Origin of the sequence: Bradyrhizobium sp. CCBAU 51765, assembly GCF_015291725.1 — a bacterium.
Lineage (GTDB): Bacteria > Pseudomonadota > Alphaproteobacteria > Rhizobiales > Xanthobacteraceae > Bradyrhizobium > Bradyrhizobium liaoningense.
In genome coordinates this window covers 516,422-534,195 of the sequence record NZ_CP030038.1, presented here as the reverse complement: position 1 = coordinate 534,195, position 17,774 = coordinate 516,422, and the positions used below count along the sequence as shown (strand labels likewise).

Below are 17,774 nucleotides of genomic sequence, written 5' to 3'. Positions count from 1 at the left end.
GCGCCCCGCCCCCCGACCTGGATGCGCAAAACTAAGGCAGAATCGATAAGGGGCGGTAAATTTGGCAGGCCCGCACGATAATCGCCGCATCGGCCAAAGGCCGATCTGGATCGAGATGATTGCTGGCATCCCACGCCCCAGCCCGGCTGCTCCGCCGCCCAAATCCTCGCGCGTCGAACCGGATCAATGACTTTTCAATGACGCCGGCGACCAAAATCCTAGTTGCAAAGTTCCGGGCCGCTGTCTCTAATTAGAAGCAATCAAAATCAATCCCGGGAGGACTACACCGTGTCTAAAGTCAACCTGACAGTGAACGGCAAGGCCGTTGCTGTCGACGTCGAGGACCGCACGCTGCTGGTCCAGCTCCTGCGCGATCACCTCAACCTCACCGGAACCCATGTCGGCTGCGACACCAGCCAGTGCGGCGCCTGCGTCGTGCACATGGATGGCCGTGCCGTGAAATCCTGCACCATGCTGGCAGGGCAGGCCGATGGCGCCAGCATCACCACGATCGAGGGCATCGCCAAGGGCGACGAGCTGCACCCGATGCAGGCCGCCTTCCGCGACAATCACGGCCTCCAATGCGGCTACTGCACGCCGGGCATGATCATGTCCGCGATCGACATCGTGCAACGCCATGGTGGCCAGCTCGACGAGGCGACCGTCCGCCACGAGCTCGAGGGCAATATCTGCCGCTGCACCGGCTACCACAACATCGTGAAAGCCGTGCTGGATGCGGCCGGACGCATGAAGGTCGCGCAGGCGGCCGAGTAGAGCGACCGTCGCGAAGCAGGACATCACCACTCCCGCTTTCGAGGGAAAGCGCGGGTCAACAAAAATTCCGGTCGGGAGGACCAGACATGGGTGTTGAAGGCATCGGCGCACGCGTCGTGCGCAAGGAAGACAAGCGCTTCATTACCGGCAAGGGCCGCTACGTCGACGACATCAAGCTGACGGGCATGACCCATGCGCATTTCATCCGCAGCCCGCACGCGCACGCCAAGGTGAAGGGGATCGACTCCTCCGCCGCGCTGAAGATGCCGGGCGTGGTCGCGGTGCTCACCGGCAAGCAGCTCGTCGACGACAAGGTCGGCAACCTCATCTGCGGCTGGGCCATCACCTCCAAGGACGGCAGCCCGATGAAGATGGGTGCGTGGCCGGCAATGGCGCCCGAGACGGTGCGCTTCGTCGGCCAGGCCGTTGCCGTCGTGATCGCCGAGAGCAAGAACCTCGCACGCGACGCGGCCGAAGCCGTCGTCGTCGATTACGAGGAGCTTCCCGCGGTCGCCGACATGCAAGCCGCCATCAAGGCCGGCGCGCCCCAGCTTCATCCCGAAGCGCCCGGCAACCAGGTCTATGACTGGGTCATCGGCGACGAGGGGGCCACCGATGCTGCCTTTGCCAAGGCTGCCAATGTGGTGAAGCTCGACGTCACCAACAACCGTCTCGCCCCGAACGCGATGGAGCCGCGCGCGGCGATCGCCGACTACGACGCGGCGGAGGAGCACTTCACTCTATATACGACCTCGCAGAACCCGCACGTCGCCCGCCTCGTGCTGTCGGCGTTCTACAACATCGCGCCCGAGCACAAGCTGCGCGTGATCGCCCCCGATGTCGGCGGCGGCTTCGGCTCCAAGATCTTCATCTATCCCGAGGAGATGGTGGCGCTGTGGGCCTCGAAGAAGGTCGGCCGGCCCGTGAAATGGACCGGCGACCGCACCGAGGCTTTCCTTACCGACGCGCATGGCCGCGACCACATCACCCATGCCGAGATGGCCTTCGATGCCAACAACAAGATCATCGGCTTGAAGGTGAAGACCTACGCCAATTTCGGCGCCTACATGTCGCTGTTCTCGTCCTCGGTGCCGACCTACCTCTACGCGACCCTGCTGTCGGGCCAGTACAACATCCCGGCGATCCATGCCGAGGTGGTCGGCGTCTACACCAACACCACGCCGGTCGACGCCTATCGCGGCGCGGGCCGCCCTGAGGCGAGCTATCTGATCGAGCGGCTGATGGAAACGGCGGCGCGGCAGTTGAAGGTGGACCCGGCGGAGCTGCGCCGGAGCAACTTCATCACCCAGTTCCCTCACCAGACGCCGGTGATCATGGCTTACGACACCGGCGACTTCAACGCCTCGCTCGATGCCGCGATGAAGGCGATCGACTATGCCGGCTTCCCCGCCCGCAAGGCCAAGGCGAAAGCCGACGGCAAGCTGCGCGGCATCGGCGTGTCCTGCTACATCGAGGCCTGCGGCATCGCGCCGTCGAAGGCGGTCGGCAGCCTGGGCGCCGGCGTCGGCCTGTGGGAATCGGCCGAGGTGCGCGTCAACCCGGTCGGCACCATCGAGATCCTCACGGGATCGCACAGCCACGGCCAGGGTCACGAGACCACCTTCTGCCAGCTCGTCGCGGAACGGCTGGGGATACCGATCAGCCAAGTCTCGATCGTCCATGGCGACACCGACAAGGTGCAGTTCGGCATGGGCACCTACGGCTCGCGCTCGGCGGCCGTCGGCCTCACCGCCATCCTGAAGGCCATGGAGAAGATGGAGTCCAAGGCCAAGAAGATCGCGGCGCATGCGCTGGAAGCGTCGGAAGCCGACATCGTCATCGAGAACGGCGAGTTCAAGGTAACAGGCACCGACAAGGCGATCGCTCTGCCGATGGTCGCGCTCGCGGCCTACACCGCACACAATCTGCCTGACGGGATGGAGCCGGGGCTGAAGGAAAGCGCCTTCTACGACCCGACCAACTTCACCTTCCCGGCCGGCACCTATATCTGCGAGCTCGAGGTCGATCCCGGCACCGGCAAGACCTCCTTCGTCAACTTCGTCGCGGCCGACGATTTCGGCCGGCTGATCAACCCGATGATCGTCGAGGGCCAGGTCCATGGCGGCCTCGTGCAGGGCATCGGGCAGGCGTTGCTCGAGCATGCGATCTACGATGCCAACGGCCAGCCGGTCACGGCCTCGTTCATGGACTACGCCATGCCGCGCGCCGACGACGTGCCGTCGTTCAACCTGTCCCACACCACGACGCTGTGTCCCGGCAATCCGCTCGGCATCAAGGGTTGCGGTGAGGCCGGCGCGATCGGTGCGTCAGCGGCCGTGATCAACGCGATCACGGATGCGATCGGCAAGAACACTCTGGAAATGCCCGCAACCCCGGACCGGGTGTGGCGCACGATCCACGCGGCTTAAGAGGGAGGAACGAAGATGTACCAGACCACCTATCATCGCGCCTCCTCGGTCGACGAAGCCGTCAGCCTGTTCGGCAAGAGCAGCGAGGCGAAGTTCCTTGCCGGCGGCCAGACGTTGCTGCCGGTCATGAAGCAGCGGCTCGCCGCACCGTCGGACGTCATCGACCTCGGCAAGATCAAGGAATTGCAGGGCGTCGAACTGTCGGGCGACGTGCTGACCATCAAGGCCGCCACGACCTATTACGACATCATGACGAATGCCGACGTGAAGAAGGCGATTCCCGCGATCGCCTATCTCACCTCGGTGCTGGGCGACCCCGCCGTGCGCTACCGCGGCACGATCGGCGGCTCGATCGCGAACAACGATCCTGCCGCGGATTTCCCGGCCGCGCTGCTCGCGCTCGGCGCCACCGTGAAGACCAACAAGCGGTCGATCTCGGCGGATGACTTCTTCAAGGGCCTGTTCACCACGGCGCTCGAGGACGGCGAGATCATCACCGCCGTGTCATTCCCGGTGCCGGCGAAGGCAGGCTACGAAAAGATGCGGCACCCGGCCTCGCGCTTTGCGCTGACCGGCGTGTTCGTGGCGCAGACCAAGTCGGGTGAGGTTCGGGTTGCCGCGACCGGCGCCTCACAGAGCGGCGTGATGCGGGTGCCTGCGATCGAGGCCGCGCTGAAGGCGAACTGGTCACCATCGGCGATCGACAACGTGACGATTTCGGCGAGCGGATTGCTGGCCGATATTCACGGCACGGCGGAGTACCGCGCCAATCTCGTCAAGGTGATGGCCCAGCGCGCGGTCGCCGCTGCGCGCTGATAGCGCCTCCACGCAAATTTTCCGCGGCGCGCACTTCGGTGCGCGCCGTTTTATTTTGACCATGCGGCATGAAAACCGCTTGCCTCGCTGGCGGGAAGGCGAGAAAAGTTAATCAGCCGATTAACTCGCCCCCAAGAGCAACGTGAGGCGTTTGCCGGATCACCGGCACCTGCCCGCGACCCGAGGAAACAACAACGTGCTCGACAAATCAGCCCCCACCTCATCCGTCCGCACCTCCGGCCCGCTCTCGGGCTTTCGCATCGTCGAATTCGCCGGCATCGGACCTGGTCCGTTCGCCTGCATGATGCTGGCCGACATGGGCGCCGACGTCGTCACGCTCGATCGCGTCGGCGCAAAGAAGAGCACGAAGTCGGTGGCGGGCCGCGGCCGCAAGGTGATCGAGCTCGACCTCAAGGACAAGGCCGCGATTGCACAGGTGCTCGACCTGCTTGCCAGCGCCGATGCCCTGGTCGAGGGCTTCCGTCCCGGCGTGATGGAGCGGCTCGGGCTCGGGCCCGACGTGGTGCTCGCGCGCAATCCAAAGCTGGTCTATGGCCGCATGACCGGCTGGGGCCAGGAAGGCCCGCTCGCCAATGCTGCCGGCCACGACATCAACTACATCTCCATCACCGGCGCGCTCGCCGCGATCGGACCGAAGGAAGCACCGGTGCCGCCGCTCAATCTGGTCGGCGATTTCGGCGGCGGCGCACTTTATCTCGTCGTCGGCGTGCTCGCAGCGCTCCTGGAGGCGCAGAAGTCCGGCAAGGGTCAGGTCGTCGATGCCGCCATGTGTGACGGCGCGGCATCGCTGATGTCGTTCTTCTTCGACATGACCGCGATGGGACGTTGGACCGAGGGGCGCAACCAGAACTTCCTCGATGGCGGCGCGCATTTCTACGGCGTCTATGAATGCGCCTGTGGCCATTTCGTCTCGATCGGCTCGATCGAGCCGCAATTCTACGCGCTGCTGCGCGAGCACGCCGGCCTCACCGACGCCGATTTCGACGCGCAGATGGATCCCAAGGCCTGGCCCGCGCTGAAGGAAAAGCTCAAGACGGTATTCAAGAGCAGGACGCGTGACGACTGGTGCAAGATCATGGAAGGCACCGACATCTGCTTTGCGCCGGTGCTGACCATGTCGGAGGCCACGCAGCACCCGCACATGGTCGCGCGAAAGGTCTTCGTGGAGCGTCACGGCATCAAGCAGCCGGGGCCGGCACCTCGCTTCTCGCGCACGCCCTCGACGGTGCGCGAGCCGGAGCCGGCGGAGATTGGGGCGGTGATGCAGGCGTGGCAGCGATAGATCTGGCGTCGGCAAAGGTCGCGTAGGGTGGGCAAAGGCGCGAAGCGCCGTGCCCACGTCTTCGCATCAATTAGGCAGCGCGTGGGCACGCTTCGCTTTGCCCACCCTACAGCAGGATGCGTGACGGCGGCAGCCTACGCCGCGTTCCCCACCTTCAGCACCCCGCGCCGGATCTGATCCTCCTCGATCGATTCGAACAGGGCCTTGAAATTGCCCTCGCCGAAGCCGTCGTCGCCCTTGCGCTGGATGAACTCGAAGAAGATCGGGCCGATCGCATTGGCCGAGAAGATCTGCAGCAGCACCTTGGTCTGGCCGCCCTCGACCACGCCCTCGCCGTCGATCAGGATGCCGTTCTTCTTCAGTCGCGCCAGATCCTCGCCATGCTTGGGCAGGCGCGCATCGATCTTCTCGAAATAGGTGTCGGGCGGCGACGGCATGAAGGGCAGGCCGGCCTCGCGCAGGCCTTCGATGGTGCGGTAGATGTCGCGGCAACCGCAGGCGATGTGCTGGATGCCTTCGCCACGATAGGTCTTGAGATATTCCTCGATCTGGCCGGACTCGCCGGCGTCCTCGTTGATCGGAATGCGGATCTTGCCGTCGGGGCTGGTCAGCGCGCGCGAGAACAGGCCGGAGGCGCGGCCCTCGATGTCGAAGAAGCGGATCTGGCGGAAGTTGAACAGCTTCTCGTAGAAGCCGGCCCAGACATTCATGCGGCCGCGATGGACGTTGTGGGTGAGATGGTCGAGATAGAACAGGCCGGCGCCAACCGGCTTGGAATCGCGTGCGCCAAGCCATTCGAACTCGGCATCATAGGCCGAGCCGTTGGCACCGTAGCGGTCGACGAGATAAAGCAGGCTGCCGCCGATTCCCTTGATCGCGGGAACGTCGAGAGTCTTCTGCGCGGATGACACATCTGCAGGTTCGGCGCCGAGCGAAATCGCGCGGTCATAGGCCGCCTTCGCGTCGACGACACGAAAGGCCATCGACGGCGCGCAGGGACCGTGCGCGGCGACGAACTCGTAGCCGTGGGTGCCGGGCTGCTCGTTGACGAGATAGTTGATGTCGCCCTGGCGGTAGACCGTGATCTTCTTGGTCTTGTGGCGCGCGACGGGCGCATAGCCCATCAGCTTGAACAGCGCGTGCAACTGTTCCGGATTGGGATGCGCATATTCGACGAACTCGAACCCGTCGGTGCCCATCGGATTGTCGGCGCTGATCGTGGCCGGCGGTGCATCGTGCGGAAACGGACCCATGCTGTTCTCCAATTTGCTGCCGGGAGGAACTATCCTTCATAGGGCGCGCAAGAGGCGTGCAAACGGGACGCAATTTCGCTACTCTATGCACGCTTTGTGCAAGAAACGGACGATTGACGCATGATTCCTGTGGACGCCTTTGACCTCAAGATCCTGGGCGCACTCCAGGACGACGGCCGCCTCACCAACCAGGAGCTCGCCGATCTCGCTGGCCTCTCCGCCTCGCAATGCTCACGCCGGCGGATGCGGCTGGAGGAGGAGAAGGTGATCGCGGGCTATCATGCCGACCTCTCCAGCGAGGCGCTCGGCTTCGGCGTGATCGCCTTCATCCAGGTGGGGCTCGCGACCCACTCCCCGGACAATTCCAAGCGTTTTCGCGCGCTGGTGAACCGGATCGACGAGATCCAGGAGGCGTATTCGCTCACGGGCGATGCCGACTATGTGCTGAAAGCCGTGCTGCGCGACCTCAAGGGCCTCTCCAACCTCGTCAACGACGTCTTGATGCCGCACCAGAGCGTGGCGCATGTGCGCTCCTCGATCGTGCTCGACAGGCTCAAGGAAAGCTCACGGCTGCCGCTCAAGGAGATCAGGGCCGGCTGAAATCGAGGGAACTACGGCATTCGCGCGGCGCGCGCGATCTGCGATGATTCGGCTCCACGTGCGGAGATTCGACATGGCCCTCCAGCTTCGGCCGAACTGCGAATTTTGCGACCGCGACCTGCCGCCGAGCGCAACGGACGCGCGGATCTGCTCCTATGAATGCACGTTCTGCGCGGATTGCGTCGAGACCAAGCTGTTCAACGTCTGCCCGAATTGCGGCGGCGGCTTTGCCCCGCGCCCGATCAGGCCGGCGCAGGAATGGCGCCCCGGCGTGTGCACGAGCAAGCAGGCGCCGTCCGACAAGCGGGTGCATCTGAAGTACAGCGCGGAGGATGTCGCGGCGCATTGCGCCCGGATCAAGGATGTGCCGCCGGAGATGCGGTAGGCGCTCTCCACTGAAGCTGCGGGGTGGGCAAAGCGAAGCGTGCCCACCAACTTTCGAGCCGCCGGAAAGAGTGGTGGGCACGGCGCTTTGCGCCTTTGCCCACCCAACATAGATCGAGGATGCGACGCTCCTACTCCGCCGGCAGAATCGTCCCCTCGACCTCGCCGAAGCCGACACGATAACCATTGCCCTGGCACCAGCCGCGCATCACGAGGCTGTCGCCGTCTTCCAGGAATGAGCGTCTGGCGCCGCCGGGCAATTCCACGGGCTCAGTACCATTCCACGAAATCTCGAGTAGGCTGCCGCGCTGGTTCTTCTCCGGGCCGGAGATGGTGCCGGACCCTAAGAGATCGCCGACATTCATGGCGCAGCCGCTGGAAGCGTGGTGCATGAGCTGCTGCACCGAGGACCAGTACATGTACTTGAAATTGGTGCGGCTGATGCCGGCGGGTGCATTGGCGCCGGCGGCGCGCAGGGACACGTCGAGCGCGATGTCGTAGTTCTGCGGCTTCGTCTGCTTGAGATAGTCGAGCGGCACCGGCTCCTGCTCCGGCCCCTTCAGCCGGAACGGCTCCAGCGCCTCGCGCGTCACCACCCAGGGGCTGATCGAGGTCGCAAACGCCTTGGCGAGAAACGGCCCGAGCGGCACATATTCCCATTGCTGGATGTCGCGCGCGCTCCAGTCGTTGAGCAGCACGAAGCCGAAGATCATCTCCTCGGCCTGTTGCTCCGTGAGCATGCCGCCCATCGGAGAGGGCTGGCCGATGACGACGCCCATCTCCAGCTCGAAATCGAGTCGCTTGCACGGCCCGAAGCTCGGCACATCCACATTCGGTGGCTTCAGCTGCCCGCGAGGCCGCTTCACCTTCGTGCCGGAGACCACGACGGTCGATGCGCGGCCGTTATAGGCGATGGGCATATGCAGCCAGTTCGGCTGCAGGGCATTGTCCTTGCCGCGGAACATCACGCCGACATTGGTGGCGTGCTCTTTCGAGGAATAGAAGTCGGTGTAGCCGGAGACCGCGAAGGGCATGTGCAGTTTGGCATCGCGCATGGAAACGAAAGCGCGCGAGCGCAACTGCTCGTTATCGCGAAGCTCCGGATTGTCGTGCCGCAAGAGCTCGCTGATGCGCGCGCGGGTTTTAGACCAAACCTTTGGACCCAGATGCATCAGGGCGTTTAGTCCTGCAGCAAATGTGCCGGGATCGCCCGCACTGATCAGGCCATCTTGCTCAAGCTCCCAGAGATCGAGCACGTAGTCGCCAATCGCCACTCCGAGACGCGGTGCGCGCTCGTCGTTTGTCGAGAACACGCCATAGGGCAGGTTCTGAATCGGGAAGTCGGAAGAAGGATCGACGTCGATGAAGGAGCGGAGGCTGGGATCGTTGGGGTGGGGCATTGGTTTCCCGTGCGCAGCGGTGGTGGTGTCACCCTCCCCTGGAGGGGGAGGGTCGGCTCATATTGAGCGCAGCGAAATATGAGACGGGGTGGGGTGATCTCTCAACACAGGCAGCGCTCCTTGCGGAGAGACCGTCACCCCACCCCGCTACGCGTTCCGCTTCGCTGCATGCGTAGCGACCCTCCCCCTCCAGGGGAGGGTAAGAGACATCACGGCCTGCTCGGATCGAACTTCTTCTCCAGGCCTTTCCAGCAATCGGCGTAATCGTCCTGCAGCGTCGAAGCCTTCGCCGCATGTGCGGTGACGCGCTGCGGGTAGCGGGTCTCGAACATGAAGGCCATGGTGCCGGTCAGCTTCACCGGCTTCAGCTCGCCGTTGCTGGCGTGCTCGAAGGCGTCGCGGTCGGGGCCGTGCGGCAGCATGCAATTGTGCAGGCTCATGCCGCCGGGGACGAAGCCCTGCGGCTTGGCATCATAGACGCCGTAGATCAGGCCCATGAACTCGCTCATGATGTTCATGTGGTACCAGGGCGGACGGAAGGTGTTGTCCGCGACCATCCAGCGCTCGGGGAAGATCACGAAGTCGATATTCGCGGTGCCCGCAGTCTCAGACGGAGAGGTCAGCACCGTGAAGATCGATGGATCGGGATGATCGAAGCCGATCGCGCCGACAGGCGAGAAGGTGCGCAGATCATACTTGTAGGGCGCGTAATTGCCGTGCCAGGCGACGACATCGATCGGCGAATGCGGCAAGGTCGTCTTGAACAGCGAGCCGCCCCATTTCACGTAGAGCTCGGTCGGCGTGTCCTTGTCCTCGTAGCTTGCGACCGGCGTCAGGAAGTCGCGGGCGTTGGCGAGACAGTTGGCACCGATCGGGCCGCGCTCCGGCAGGGTGAAGGCACCGCCGTAATTCTCGCAGAGATAGCCGCGCGCCGGGCCATTCGGAATCTCGACGCGGAACTTGACGCCGCGCGGGATCACCACGATCTCGCCGGGCTCGGCATCGATGCGGCCGAACTCGGTGACGAGGCGAAGATTACCCTGCTGAAGCACGAACATCAGCTCGCCGTCGGCATTGTAGAAATGCTGGTCGACCATCGATTTGGTGATGAGGTAGACATGCGCGGCCATGCCGGCCTGGGTGTTCACGTCACCGGCCGTCGTCATGGTCTGCACACCCTGAACGAAGGTGACCTCGTCCTTCGGAAGCGGCGTCGGGTCCCAGCGCAGCTGCGCGATCGGCAGATCGTATTCATGGCACGGCGCCGAGCGCCACAGGCCGGCGTCGACCTTCTCGAACCGGCCGGAATGCTTCACCGACGGGCGGATGCGATAGAGCCAGGAGCGTTCATTGGCGCCGCGCGGCGCGGTGAAAGGCGAGCCGGAGAGCTGCTCGGCATAGAGCCCGTAGGCGCAGCGCTGTGGCGAGTTGCGGCCGATCGGAAGCGCGCCCGGCAGTGCCTCGGTCTCGAAGCTGTTGCCGAAGCCGGACATGTAGCCCGGCGTCACCTGGGCCGAGCTGCGGATGATCTGGTCAGGCGAGGTGTTGATGTTCATGACTATCCTCCTCCTTGCAAGGCAGCCCACATTTCCTGGTCGCGCTTGTCGGTCCAGATCACGGGGTCGTCGATCCCCGACGCCTCGTCGTAGGCGCGCGAGACGTTGAACGGCAGGCAGTGCTCGTAGATGGCGAAGCTGTGGAATTTCGGATCCATCACCTCGCGGGTCGCCGCCATCGATTCCTTCAGCGTGCGGCCACGAGCAACGGAGATTTCGGCCGCGCCATAGAGCGAGGTGACGAAGTCGCGCGTCATCGCGATGGCCTCGCGCACCGTGGCTGTGCCCTTCAGCGCATCGCCGCGGCCCGGCGCGATCGCCTTGGGATTGAAGTTGCGGATCTCGTTCAACGTCATCGGCCATTCGCGCAAATGCGCATCGCCGCAATAGCAGGCCGAGTGATATTCGATCAGGTCGCCGGAGAACATCACCTCCGCGTCCGGCACCCAGGCGACGATGTCGCCGGAGGTGTGGCCGGCGCCCAGCTGCATCAGGCGAACCTCGCGCTTGCCGAGGTAGATCGTCATCTCGCCTTCGAAGGTCAGCGTCGGCCAGGTCAGGCCGGGAATGCTCTGCGCATCCTGGAACAGCCGCGGGAAGCGGCCGTATTCGGAATCCCAATCCTGCCTGCCACGCTCCGCGATCAGCCGATAGGTCTCCTGCGAGGCGACGATGCCCTGCGCCTTGTAGGCGGAGGCGCCAAGCACGCGCACGGCGTGATAGTGCGACAGCACGACATATTTGATCGGCTTGTCGGTGACAGCACGCACGCGCTCGATCACCTTGTTCGCCATCGCGGGCGTCGCCTGCGCGTCGAATACGAGGCAGCCGTCGTCGCCAACGATGACGGCGGTGTTGGGATCGCCCTCGGCGGTGAAGGCATAGAGGTCCGTACCAATCTCGGAGAAGGTGATCTTCTTCTCAGAGAGATCGCCAGTGGATGCGAAGTTCTTCGCCATCAATTCGTCCTTACAGGTTTATTGCTGTTGCTGTTGTTGCTGCTGACCGTCGATCATGCGGCGCTTCGCCAGCCCGATCGCCTCGCGCAGCACGTCGATATCGCCGATATGGTTGGCGAGGATCAGCACCAGCGCCGCGTCGAAATCGGCGCTCTGCTCCTCGGTGAGACCGCGATGCGCCTCGACGATGGCGCGGAAGGCGTCGTCGGGACGTGCGAAGTTGGAGCTGGTGGAAAGCGGCATGCGAACCTCAATACAAGCCTTCGGCACGCGCCAGCGCTGCCGCGATCGTCGCACGCGTCGGATGGCGGAAACGCGCCGCGACATAACCATCCGGCCTCAGCAGATAGGCGGCGCCCGGTTCAGCGCCGTAGCGGCTCGCGACCAAGCCCGAGGGATCGGCAAACCCGCCCTCACCGCCGATGCGGATGCCCTTGACGCCATCGGGCGCATCGATGGCCGCACCATTGCTGAACGACAGCAGGGTGAAGTCCGTTCCACCCTTGCGGAAGGCATCCGTCAGATAGATCTGCTCGCCGGTCGGCGTCGTGACGGGAGCGTCGAGCATGGAACAGCCGGGCGACGGTCCGCCGTGCCACGTATCCGCGTCGAGCGAGGACAAGGGGGAATCATAGCTGCATGGCACCGAAAGCCGTCCGCCATTGACCATGCGCTTGCCGAACTCGGTCTCCTTCGCCAGCGACAGCACCGCCTTGCGCAGCCGCGCCTCCTGGTGCGAGTTCGGCGCCATGAAGTCGGTCGAGCGGGTGGATTCGCGAATGTTTTCGTCGGCCGCCATGCTGCGCTCGAGATGATAGCTCTCCAGCAGGCTCACGGGCGATCTGCCGCGCAGCACGCGGTCGAGCTTCCAGGACAGATTCTCCGCGTCTTCGAGCCCGGAATTGGCGCCGCGCGCGCCGAAGGGCGAGACCTGATGCGCGGAATCGCCGGCAAAGACCACACGGCCATGGATGAAGCGGTCCATCCGGCGGCACTGGAATTTGTAGAGCGAGATCCACTCGAACGCGAACTTGTCGTGGCCGAGCATGCGCGCGATCCGCGGCCGCACGTTCTCGGGCTTCTTCTCGACGACGGGATCAGCGTAGCGGTTGAGCTGGAGGTCGATGCGCCAGACATCATCGGGCTGCCGGTGCAGCAGCGCCGAACGCCCGGCATGGAACGGCGGATCGAACCAGAACCAGCGCTCGGTCGGGAATTCCGCAGTCATCTTGACGTCGGCAATGAGGAACTGGTCCTCGAACACCTGGCCTGCGAATTCGGCGCCGACCATCTGCCGCAGCGAGGATCGCGCGCCGTCGCAGGCGATGACGTATTGGGCGAGCACGCGGTACGCGCCCTCGGGCGTCTCGATCGTCAACGCGACGGAACCGTTGCGTTGCTCGAGCGCCGTCACCTTGTTGCGCCAGCGCAGGTCGATCTCGGGCAGATCGTCGATGCGATCGACCAGATAGGCCTCGGCGTAATATTGCTGGAGATTGATGAAGGCCGGCCGCTTGTGGCCGTTCTCCGGCAGGAGATTGAACTGGTAGAGTTGGGATTCGCCGTGGAAGATGCGGCCGACGCTCCACACCACCCCCTTGTCGACCATGCGGTCGCCGACGCCGAGCCGGTCCCAATATTCCAGCGAGCGCTTCGAGAAGCAGATCGCGCGGGAGCCCTCGCCGATACGATCGGCATCATCCAGAAGGACGACGCGCTGACCGCGCTGAGCAAGATCAATCGCCAGCGACAGCCCGACCGGGCCCGCACCGACGACCACGACCACGTGCTCGGCCGGGCTCTGGCCGGAACGATCCTGATCGGGGTGGCGTCGATAGCCGAACTGGGACTTGGCCTGCGCCATACACTAACCTCGGCTCTGGTCAGGAGAGGACTGATCTGCTAGATAGTCTCACGTGCAACTATTTTGGACCGGAGCCGGCCGGCCGTCAACTGGAATTCGGAGCGCTTCCTTGGCGAGGACATCCAGCGACATCGCGCTGAAAGCGCGCGAGGCCGGCGAGGCTTCAGCGCGGCCAAAGCCACGGCTCGACCTCTTCAAGTTCGTGCCGTTCCGCCTCAACCGGCTCGCAGCGGAGGTCAGTTCCGCGCTTTCGGTCGAATATCAGGAACGGCATGGCCTCGACATTCCGGCGTGGCGCGTGATCGCCACCCTCGGCTTCCGCAACGATGCCTGCAGCGCACAGTTCATCGCGCAATGCACCCGAACGCACAAATCCACCATCAGCCGCGCGGTGACCGCGCTGCTCAACGGCAATCTGATTGAACGAGTCGAGAACGAGGCCGACCGCCGCGAATTCCGGCTGCAACTGACGAAGAAGGGCCGTGCGCTCTACGAAGAGCTGTTCCCGCAATTGCTGCGGCGGGAAGACGAGATCCTCGCCTGCCTTTCCGCGCAGGAGCGCAGGCAACTCTCGGCCCTGCTCGGCAAGATCGAGCAGAGCCTCGACCTGATCCAGACCAGCGAAGAGGCCGACGCAAAACAGGCGTATTAGCCGATGCTGTCATTCCGGGGCGCGCGTAGCGCGAACCCGGAATCCATTGATCTACGTAACCGGTGGCGCGATGGATTCCGGGTTCGCCGCGATGCGGCGCCCCGGAATGACGCTACGCCGTCATTTGGCAAACGACCGCGTCGGCGGCATATGCAGCGCCCAGGCATCGACCTTCTCGCTGGCGCGCGGATAGATCTCCGTGACGATCGGATCATGTCCGGGAATGAAGCGATCCGGATGGCCGGCAAGACGCTCGATCGTCTCCCACCCCTGCGCCATGTCGCCGACATTGTAGACGATCGGGAACGGGCTCCTGCGCTGCAGATTGGCGTAGTAATGCGCGGCATCGGATGCCAGTACCACCAGGCCGCGCGCGGTCTCGACCCTGACCACCTGCAAGCCGTCGGAATGTCCGCCGACGCGATGCACGGTGACGCCTGGAGCAACCTCGCCTTCACCCGAATAGAAGCTGACGCGCTCGCGATAGACGTTTCGCACCATCTGCGTGACGTGCTCGACCGAGAACGGATGTCGCAACAGTCCGTTGCACATGCAGCGGCCGGTCGCGTAAGCCATCTCGCGCTCCTGGAGATGGAAGCGCGCATTCGGGAAGCGGTCGAGATTGCCGGCATGGTCGTAATGCAGATGCGTCACGATGACGTCGCGAATCGCAGATGCGGCGACCCCGAAGCGCTCCAGCGCATCGACCGGGTTGAGCGTCAGCTTGCGCGCCCGCGCGCTCGCCTCCTCGGCATTGAAGCCGGTGTCGACCAGAATGTCGCGGTCACCGCCACGGATCAGCCAGACGAAATAGTCGAGGTCCTGCGCCGCACTGTCATGTGGATCGGGCGCCAGGAAGTTCATGCTGGGGGTGCGCGGCGACATCGTCGCGTAGCGAAGAGCGTAGATTTCGTAGACGTTTCCCATGGTCTTTCTTTTCTGCGTTGGATCTTCTGGGACGATCGAGCACACCAAGCCATCGTCGGCAGGAAAGGTCAAACGGGGCATTGCGCCGAGAGCCGGCCCGCAATGTGAGACCAATCACATTTTTCTTCGCAACGGTTGCCCTAACATGCTGCCGATAGGATCGAACCAGGCCGCGCCGAGTACCATCATGACAGCCCGTCTATCCCCCTCGCGGCATGCCCATACATTGCGGTCAATCGCTACGATAATGCCGAATCTCCAAGCGGTTGACGCCCCCCGTCCCCGGTTTGATAATGCAGGAAGCGTAAGTTAAGGTCGCCGCGGCGCAAGCTGGAACGGCGCCTTTTTGGCTGGACCGCGCTGAATATGAAAATTCGCTTCTTTTTTCTTCTGCCCTTGCTCGTCTTGCTTGTCCCGACTGCCCCATCGCTTGCGGCCGGCGACCGTTTTGCGCTGGTCATCGGCAACGCCAAATATCCGGACGCGGATGCTCCGCTGAAGGAACCGATCAACGATGCGCGCGACGTCGCCGATGAGCTCAAGCGGGACGGCTTCTCGGTCGAGATCGGCGAGAACCTGACCGGCGACGCGATGCGCCGCGCCTTCGACAAGCTCTACGGCAAGATCAAGCCGGGATCGGTGGCGCTGGTGTTCTTCAGCGGTTTCGGCATCCAGTCGGCGCGCCAGAGCTACTTGCTGCCGGTCGATGCGCAGATCTGGACGGAGTCCGACGTACGCCGCGATGGTTTCAGCCTCGAGACCGTGCTCGGCGAGCTCAACAGCCGCGGCGCCGGCGTCAAGATCGCGCTGATCGATGCGTCCAGGCGCAATCCGTTCGAGCGCCGGTTCCGCAGCTTCTCGGCCGGCCTGACCCCGGTCATCGCGCCCAACGGCACGCTGGTGATGTATTCGGCGGCGCTGGCCTCGGTGGTCTCGGACGCCGGTGGTGACCACAGCCTGTTCGTCCAGGAGTTGTTGAAGGAGATCCGCGTTCCCGACCTGATGGCCGAAGAGACGCTGAACCGTACCAAGATGGGCGTCACCCGTGCCTCTCGCGGCGAGCAGGTGCCGTGGATTTCCTCGTCATTGGCCGAAGATTTCTCGTTCATTCCGGGCGCCGGCGGATCACGTCCCGCAACGATGCCGCCGCCTGCGCCTCCCGCTGCGCCGGCCGTCGTCGCCAACAACCCGCCGCCGGCACCACCCGCCCCGCCGGCACCGCCTCCGCCGCCGAAGCCGGCCGACACTGCTGCGGCACCCGCTCCAGCTGCCCCCGCCCCGGCACCCGCGCCGCCCCCCGCGCCGAAGCCACAGATCGAGGCTGCCCTGCCTCCGCCGCCACCGCCGGTAAAACCGATCGATCCCGGCCTCGCGCCGAGCACCGACAGCGGACCCAGCGCCGCCGCGCTGGCTGACGATCCCACGATCAAGGGCCTGACCGCCAAGATCGCCGCCAATCCGGACGACGTGAACGCGCTGTACCGGCGCGGCCAGGTCTATGCCAGCAAGGGCGCCTACAACCTCGCGATCAAGGATTTCGACGACACGCTCCGGATCAATTCGAAGGACGTCGAGGCGCTGAACAACCGCTGCTGGACTCGTACCGTGGTCGGTGACCTCCAGGGCGCGCTGAAGGATTGCAACGAGGCACTGCGGCTTCGGCCGAACTTCGTCGATGCACTGGACAGCCGGGGACTCGTCAACCTCAAGTCGGGCGCTGTGAAGAACGCCATCGCCGATTTTGATGCGGCCCTGAAGATTAACCCGCGCCTGACCTCTTCGCTCTACGGACGGGGCCTTGCCAAGCAGCGCAACGGCTCCGCCCAGGAAGGAGCGCTGGACATCGCCAATGCCAAGGCGATGGATCCGAACATCGTTCAGGAATTCGCAAGCTACGGAGTGCGTTGATATTTTTTCGAGTTGAGGCAGTCGAAGCCTCGAACCTTGAACGGGCCAAGAAAGACTAATGGGCGGATGCCGCAAGAGGCCTTTTCCGAGGCTTATTGCTGGAATTTGGAAGCACGCAAGCTGGCTGAGCAGGAGGGACTGGCTATGAGATTGGCTGCAAAAGGACTTACCGCGATCCTGTCCATCATCATCGTCGGCGCCGCTCTGTCATTGCCGCGCGCATACGCAGGCGATGACGGCAACAGCAAGAATGTCACCGAGGACGAGATCGTTCGCGCACTCGCGCCGCCAGCCAAGAAGCCCCTGACCCGCGGCCTCTCGATCGGCCCGCAGACCGAATCCGCGCCGAACGCGGCGGAGACCAAGCTGATTCAGTCCGTGCGCGGCCGCTCGACGCGCTCGCTGTCGTCGACCGAGCGCGAGGAAATCGCTTCAGTCGTCAAGGACAAGCCGAACATCGATCTCGAAATCACGTTCGACTACAACTCCGCCAATATCAGCGCCAAGTCGATGCCGTCGGTGCAGGCGCTCGGCCGGGCGCTGACCAGTCCCGACCTGAAGGGCTCGACCTTCGTGGTCGCCGGCCACACCGATGCCGCCGGCGGCGAAGCCTACAACCAGGACCTGTCGGAGCGTCGCGCCGATTCGATCAAGCGCTACCTCGTCGAGAAATACAGCATCTCCGCGACCGATCTCGTCACCGTCGGCTATGGCAAGAGCAAGCTCAAGAATCCGAGCCAGCCGCTGGCAGAGGTCAACCGACGCGTGCAGGTCGTCAACATGGAAAACAAGACTACCGCGTCGAAGTGAGCTCGACGTAATTCTTTACAGTGAACAGTCGTGATGTGGTGTAAGGTCTCGCTTCCAAAGCGCGTCCCGCAACCTTGCGGGACGCTTTGTTTCAGGGAAACGCTCTGTCTGGGCCTCGCACGGACGGCCGTGAGCCAGG

Annotated in this window: 16 protein-coding genes; 9 read left to right on the top strand and 7 right to left on the bottom strand. The window is 64.1% G+C overall.

What is annotated here, in order from left to right; translation table 11 throughout:
* Nucleotides 1-288: 288 nt before the first annotated feature.
* The 4 genes from XH96_RS02490 (at nt 289) to XH96_RS02475 (ending at nt 5,322) form a co-directional block, all read left to right on the top strand.
* On the top strand, nt 289-774 hold the full coding sequence (locus XH96_RS02490) for a (2Fe-2S)-binding protein (RefSeq protein WP_131874463.1): 486 nt from the start codon (nt 289-291) through the stop codon (nt 772-774).
* Between the two features lie 86 nt (nt 775-860).
* Entirely contained in the window at nt 861-3,203 is a 2,343-nt protein-coding gene (locus XH96_RS02485) for a xanthine dehydrogenase family protein molybdopterin-binding subunit (protein WP_194390907.1), read from the top strand.
* A 15-nt stretch (nt 3,204-3,218) separates the two neighbouring features.
* Nucleotides 3,219-4,019, top strand: a complete 801-nt coding sequence (locus XH96_RS02480; RefSeq protein ID WP_194390906.1) for a xanthine dehydrogenase family protein subunit M — start codon at nt 3,219-3,221, stop codon at nt 4,017-4,019.
* 196 nt (nt 4,020-4,215) lie between these two features.
* The gene (locus XH96_RS02475) at nt 4,216-5,322 is read left to right on the top strand and encodes a CaiB/BaiF CoA-transferase family protein (protein ID WP_194390905.1); all 1,107 of its coding nucleotides are present in this window, start codon (nt 4,216-4,218) and stop codon (nt 5,320-5,322) included.
* Between the two features lie 134 nt (nt 5,323-5,456).
* Here the strand turns inward: XH96_RS02475 and hppD are convergent, their stop codons facing one another.
* Entirely contained in the window at nt 5,457-6,575 is a 1,119-nt protein-coding gene (gene hppD / locus XH96_RS02470; protein ID WP_194390904.1) for a 4-hydroxyphenylpyruvate dioxygenase, read from the bottom strand.
* 120 nt (nt 6,576-6,695) lie between these two features.
* On the opposite strand from hppD, the gene XH96_RS02465 reads away from it, so the two are divergent.
* Both XH96_RS02465 and XH96_RS02460 read left to right on the top strand, forming a co-directional pair.
* The gene (locus XH96_RS02465) at nt 6,696-7,175 is read left to right on the top strand and encodes an Lrp/AsnC family transcriptional regulator (RefSeq protein ID WP_028178776.1); all 480 of its coding nucleotides are present in this window, start codon (nt 6,696-6,698) and stop codon (nt 7,173-7,175) included.
* A gap of 73 nt (nt 7,176-7,248) precedes the next feature.
* The gene (locus XH96_RS02460) at nt 7,249-7,560 is read left to right on the top strand and encodes a DUF1272 domain-containing protein (protein WP_194390903.1); all 312 of its coding nucleotides are present in this window, start codon (nt 7,249-7,251) and stop codon (nt 7,558-7,560) included.
* A gap of 130 nt (nt 7,561-7,690) precedes the next feature.
* Here XH96_RS02460 and fahA read toward each other — a convergent pair whose 3' ends face one another.
* From fahA to XH96_RS02435, 5 genes are all read right to left on the bottom strand, one after another.
* Nucleotides 7,691-8,959 (bottom strand): fumarylacetoacetase, encoded by a 1,269-nt coding sequence (gene fahA / locus XH96_RS02455; protein WP_194390902.1) that lies wholly within the window; start codon nt 8,957-8,959, stop codon nt 7,691-7,693.
* Between the two features lie 209 nt (nt 8,960-9,168).
* Nucleotides 9,169-10,515, bottom strand: a complete 1,347-nt coding sequence (gene hmgA, locus XH96_RS02450) for a homogentisate 1,2-dioxygenase (RefSeq protein ID WP_194390901.1) — start codon at nt 10,513-10,515, stop codon at nt 9,169-9,171.
* Nucleotides 10,516-10,517: 2 nt separating this feature from the next.
* On the bottom strand, nt 10,518-11,474 hold the full coding sequence (locus XH96_RS02445) for an MBL fold metallo-hydrolase (RefSeq protein ID WP_194390900.1): 957 nt from the start codon (nt 11,472-11,474) through the stop codon (nt 10,518-10,520).
* An 18-nt stretch (nt 11,475-11,492) separates the two neighbouring features.
* Nucleotides 11,493-11,717: a DUF2783 domain-containing protein gene (locus tag XH96_RS02440; protein WP_025032749.1), complete on the bottom strand. Its 225-nt coding sequence runs from the start codon at nt 11,715-11,717 to the stop codon at nt 11,493-11,495.
* A gap of 7 nt (nt 11,718-11,724) precedes the next feature.
* Nucleotides 11,725-13,338: an FAD-dependent oxidoreductase gene (locus XH96_RS02435; protein WP_194390899.1), complete on the bottom strand. Its 1,614-nt coding sequence runs from the start codon at nt 13,336-13,338 to the stop codon at nt 11,725-11,727.
* Nucleotides 13,339-13,447: 109 nt separating this feature from the next.
* Here XH96_RS02435 and XH96_RS02430 point away from each other — a divergent pair, with 109 nt between their 5' ends.
* Nucleotides 13,448-13,990, top strand: a complete 543-nt coding sequence (locus XH96_RS02430; protein ID WP_194390898.1) for a MarR family winged helix-turn-helix transcriptional regulator — start codon at nt 13,448-13,450, stop codon at nt 13,988-13,990.
* Nucleotides 13,991-14,110: 120 nt separating this feature from the next.
* On the opposite strand, the gene XH96_RS02425 is transcribed toward XH96_RS02430, so the two are convergent.
* A complete protein-coding gene (locus XH96_RS02425) occupies nt 14,111-14,917 on the bottom strand; it encodes an N-acyl homoserine lactonase family protein (RefSeq protein ID WP_194390897.1) in 807 nt (268 codons plus the stop codon).
* 366 nt (nt 14,918-15,283) lie between these two features.
* Between XH96_RS02425 and XH96_RS02420 the strand changes: the two genes are divergently transcribed.
* Nucleotides 15,284-16,825 carry a caspase family protein gene (locus XH96_RS02420; protein WP_194390896.1) on the top strand — a complete coding sequence of 514 codons (1,542 nt, stop codon included), beginning with the start codon at nt 15,284-15,286 and terminating at the stop codon, nt 16,823-16,825.
* 144 nt (nt 16,826-16,969) lie between these two features.
* Nucleotides 16,970-17,635, top strand: coding sequence for an OmpA family protein (locus XH96_RS02415; RefSeq protein WP_194390895.1), 666 nt, complete (start codon nt 16,970-16,972; stop codon nt 17,633-17,635).
* The last annotated feature ends 139 nt before the right edge of the window (nt 17,636-17,774 follow it).

Coding starts and splice junctions, on each gene's coding strand:
- XH96_RS02465 (WP_028178776.1), top strand. CDS start 6,696: ATGATTCCTGTGGACGCCTTTGACCTCAAGATCCTGGGCGCACTCCAG.
- XH96_RS02440 (WP_025032749.1), bottom strand. CDS start 11,717: ATGCCGCTTTCCACCAGCTCCAACTTCGCACGTCCCGACGACGCCTTC.
- XH96_RS02480 (WP_194390906.1), top strand. CDS start 3,219: ATGTACCAGACCACCTATCATCGCGCCTCCTCGGTCGACGAAGCCGTC.
- XH96_RS02435 (WP_194390899.1), bottom strand. CDS start 13,338: ATGGCGCAGGCCAAGTCCCAGTTCGGCTATCGACGCCACCCCGATCAG.
- hmgA (WP_194390901.1), bottom strand. CDS start 10,515: ATGAACATCAACACCTCGCCTGACCAGATCATCCGCAGCTCGGCCCAG.
- XH96_RS02485 (WP_194390907.1), top strand. CDS start 861: ATGGGTGTTGAAGGCATCGGCGCACGCGTCGTGCGCAAGGAAGACAAG.
- XH96_RS02415 (WP_194390895.1), top strand. CDS start 16,970: ATGAGATTGGCTGCAAAAGGACTTACCGCGATCCTGTCCATCATCATC.
- fahA (WP_194390902.1), bottom strand. CDS start 8,959: ATGCCCCACCCCAACGATCCCAGCCTCCGCTCCTTCATCGACGTCGAT.
- XH96_RS02425 (WP_194390897.1), bottom strand. CDS start 14,917: ATGGGAAACGTCTACGAAATCTACGCTCTTCGCTACGCGACGATGTCG.
- hppD (WP_194390904.1), bottom strand. CDS start 6,575: ATGGGTCCGTTTCCGCACGATGCACCGCCGGCCACGATCAGCGCCGAC.
- XH96_RS02420 (WP_194390896.1), top strand. CDS start 15,284: ATGAAAATTCGCTTCTTTTTTCTTCTGCCCTTGCTCGTCTTGCTTGTC.
- XH96_RS02460 (WP_194390903.1), top strand. CDS start 7,249: ATGGCCCTCCAGCTTCGGCCGAACTGCGAATTTTGCGACCGCGACCTG.
- XH96_RS02445 (WP_194390900.1), bottom strand. CDS start 11,474: ATGGCGAAGAACTTCGCATCCACTGGCGATCTCTCTGAGAAGAAGATC.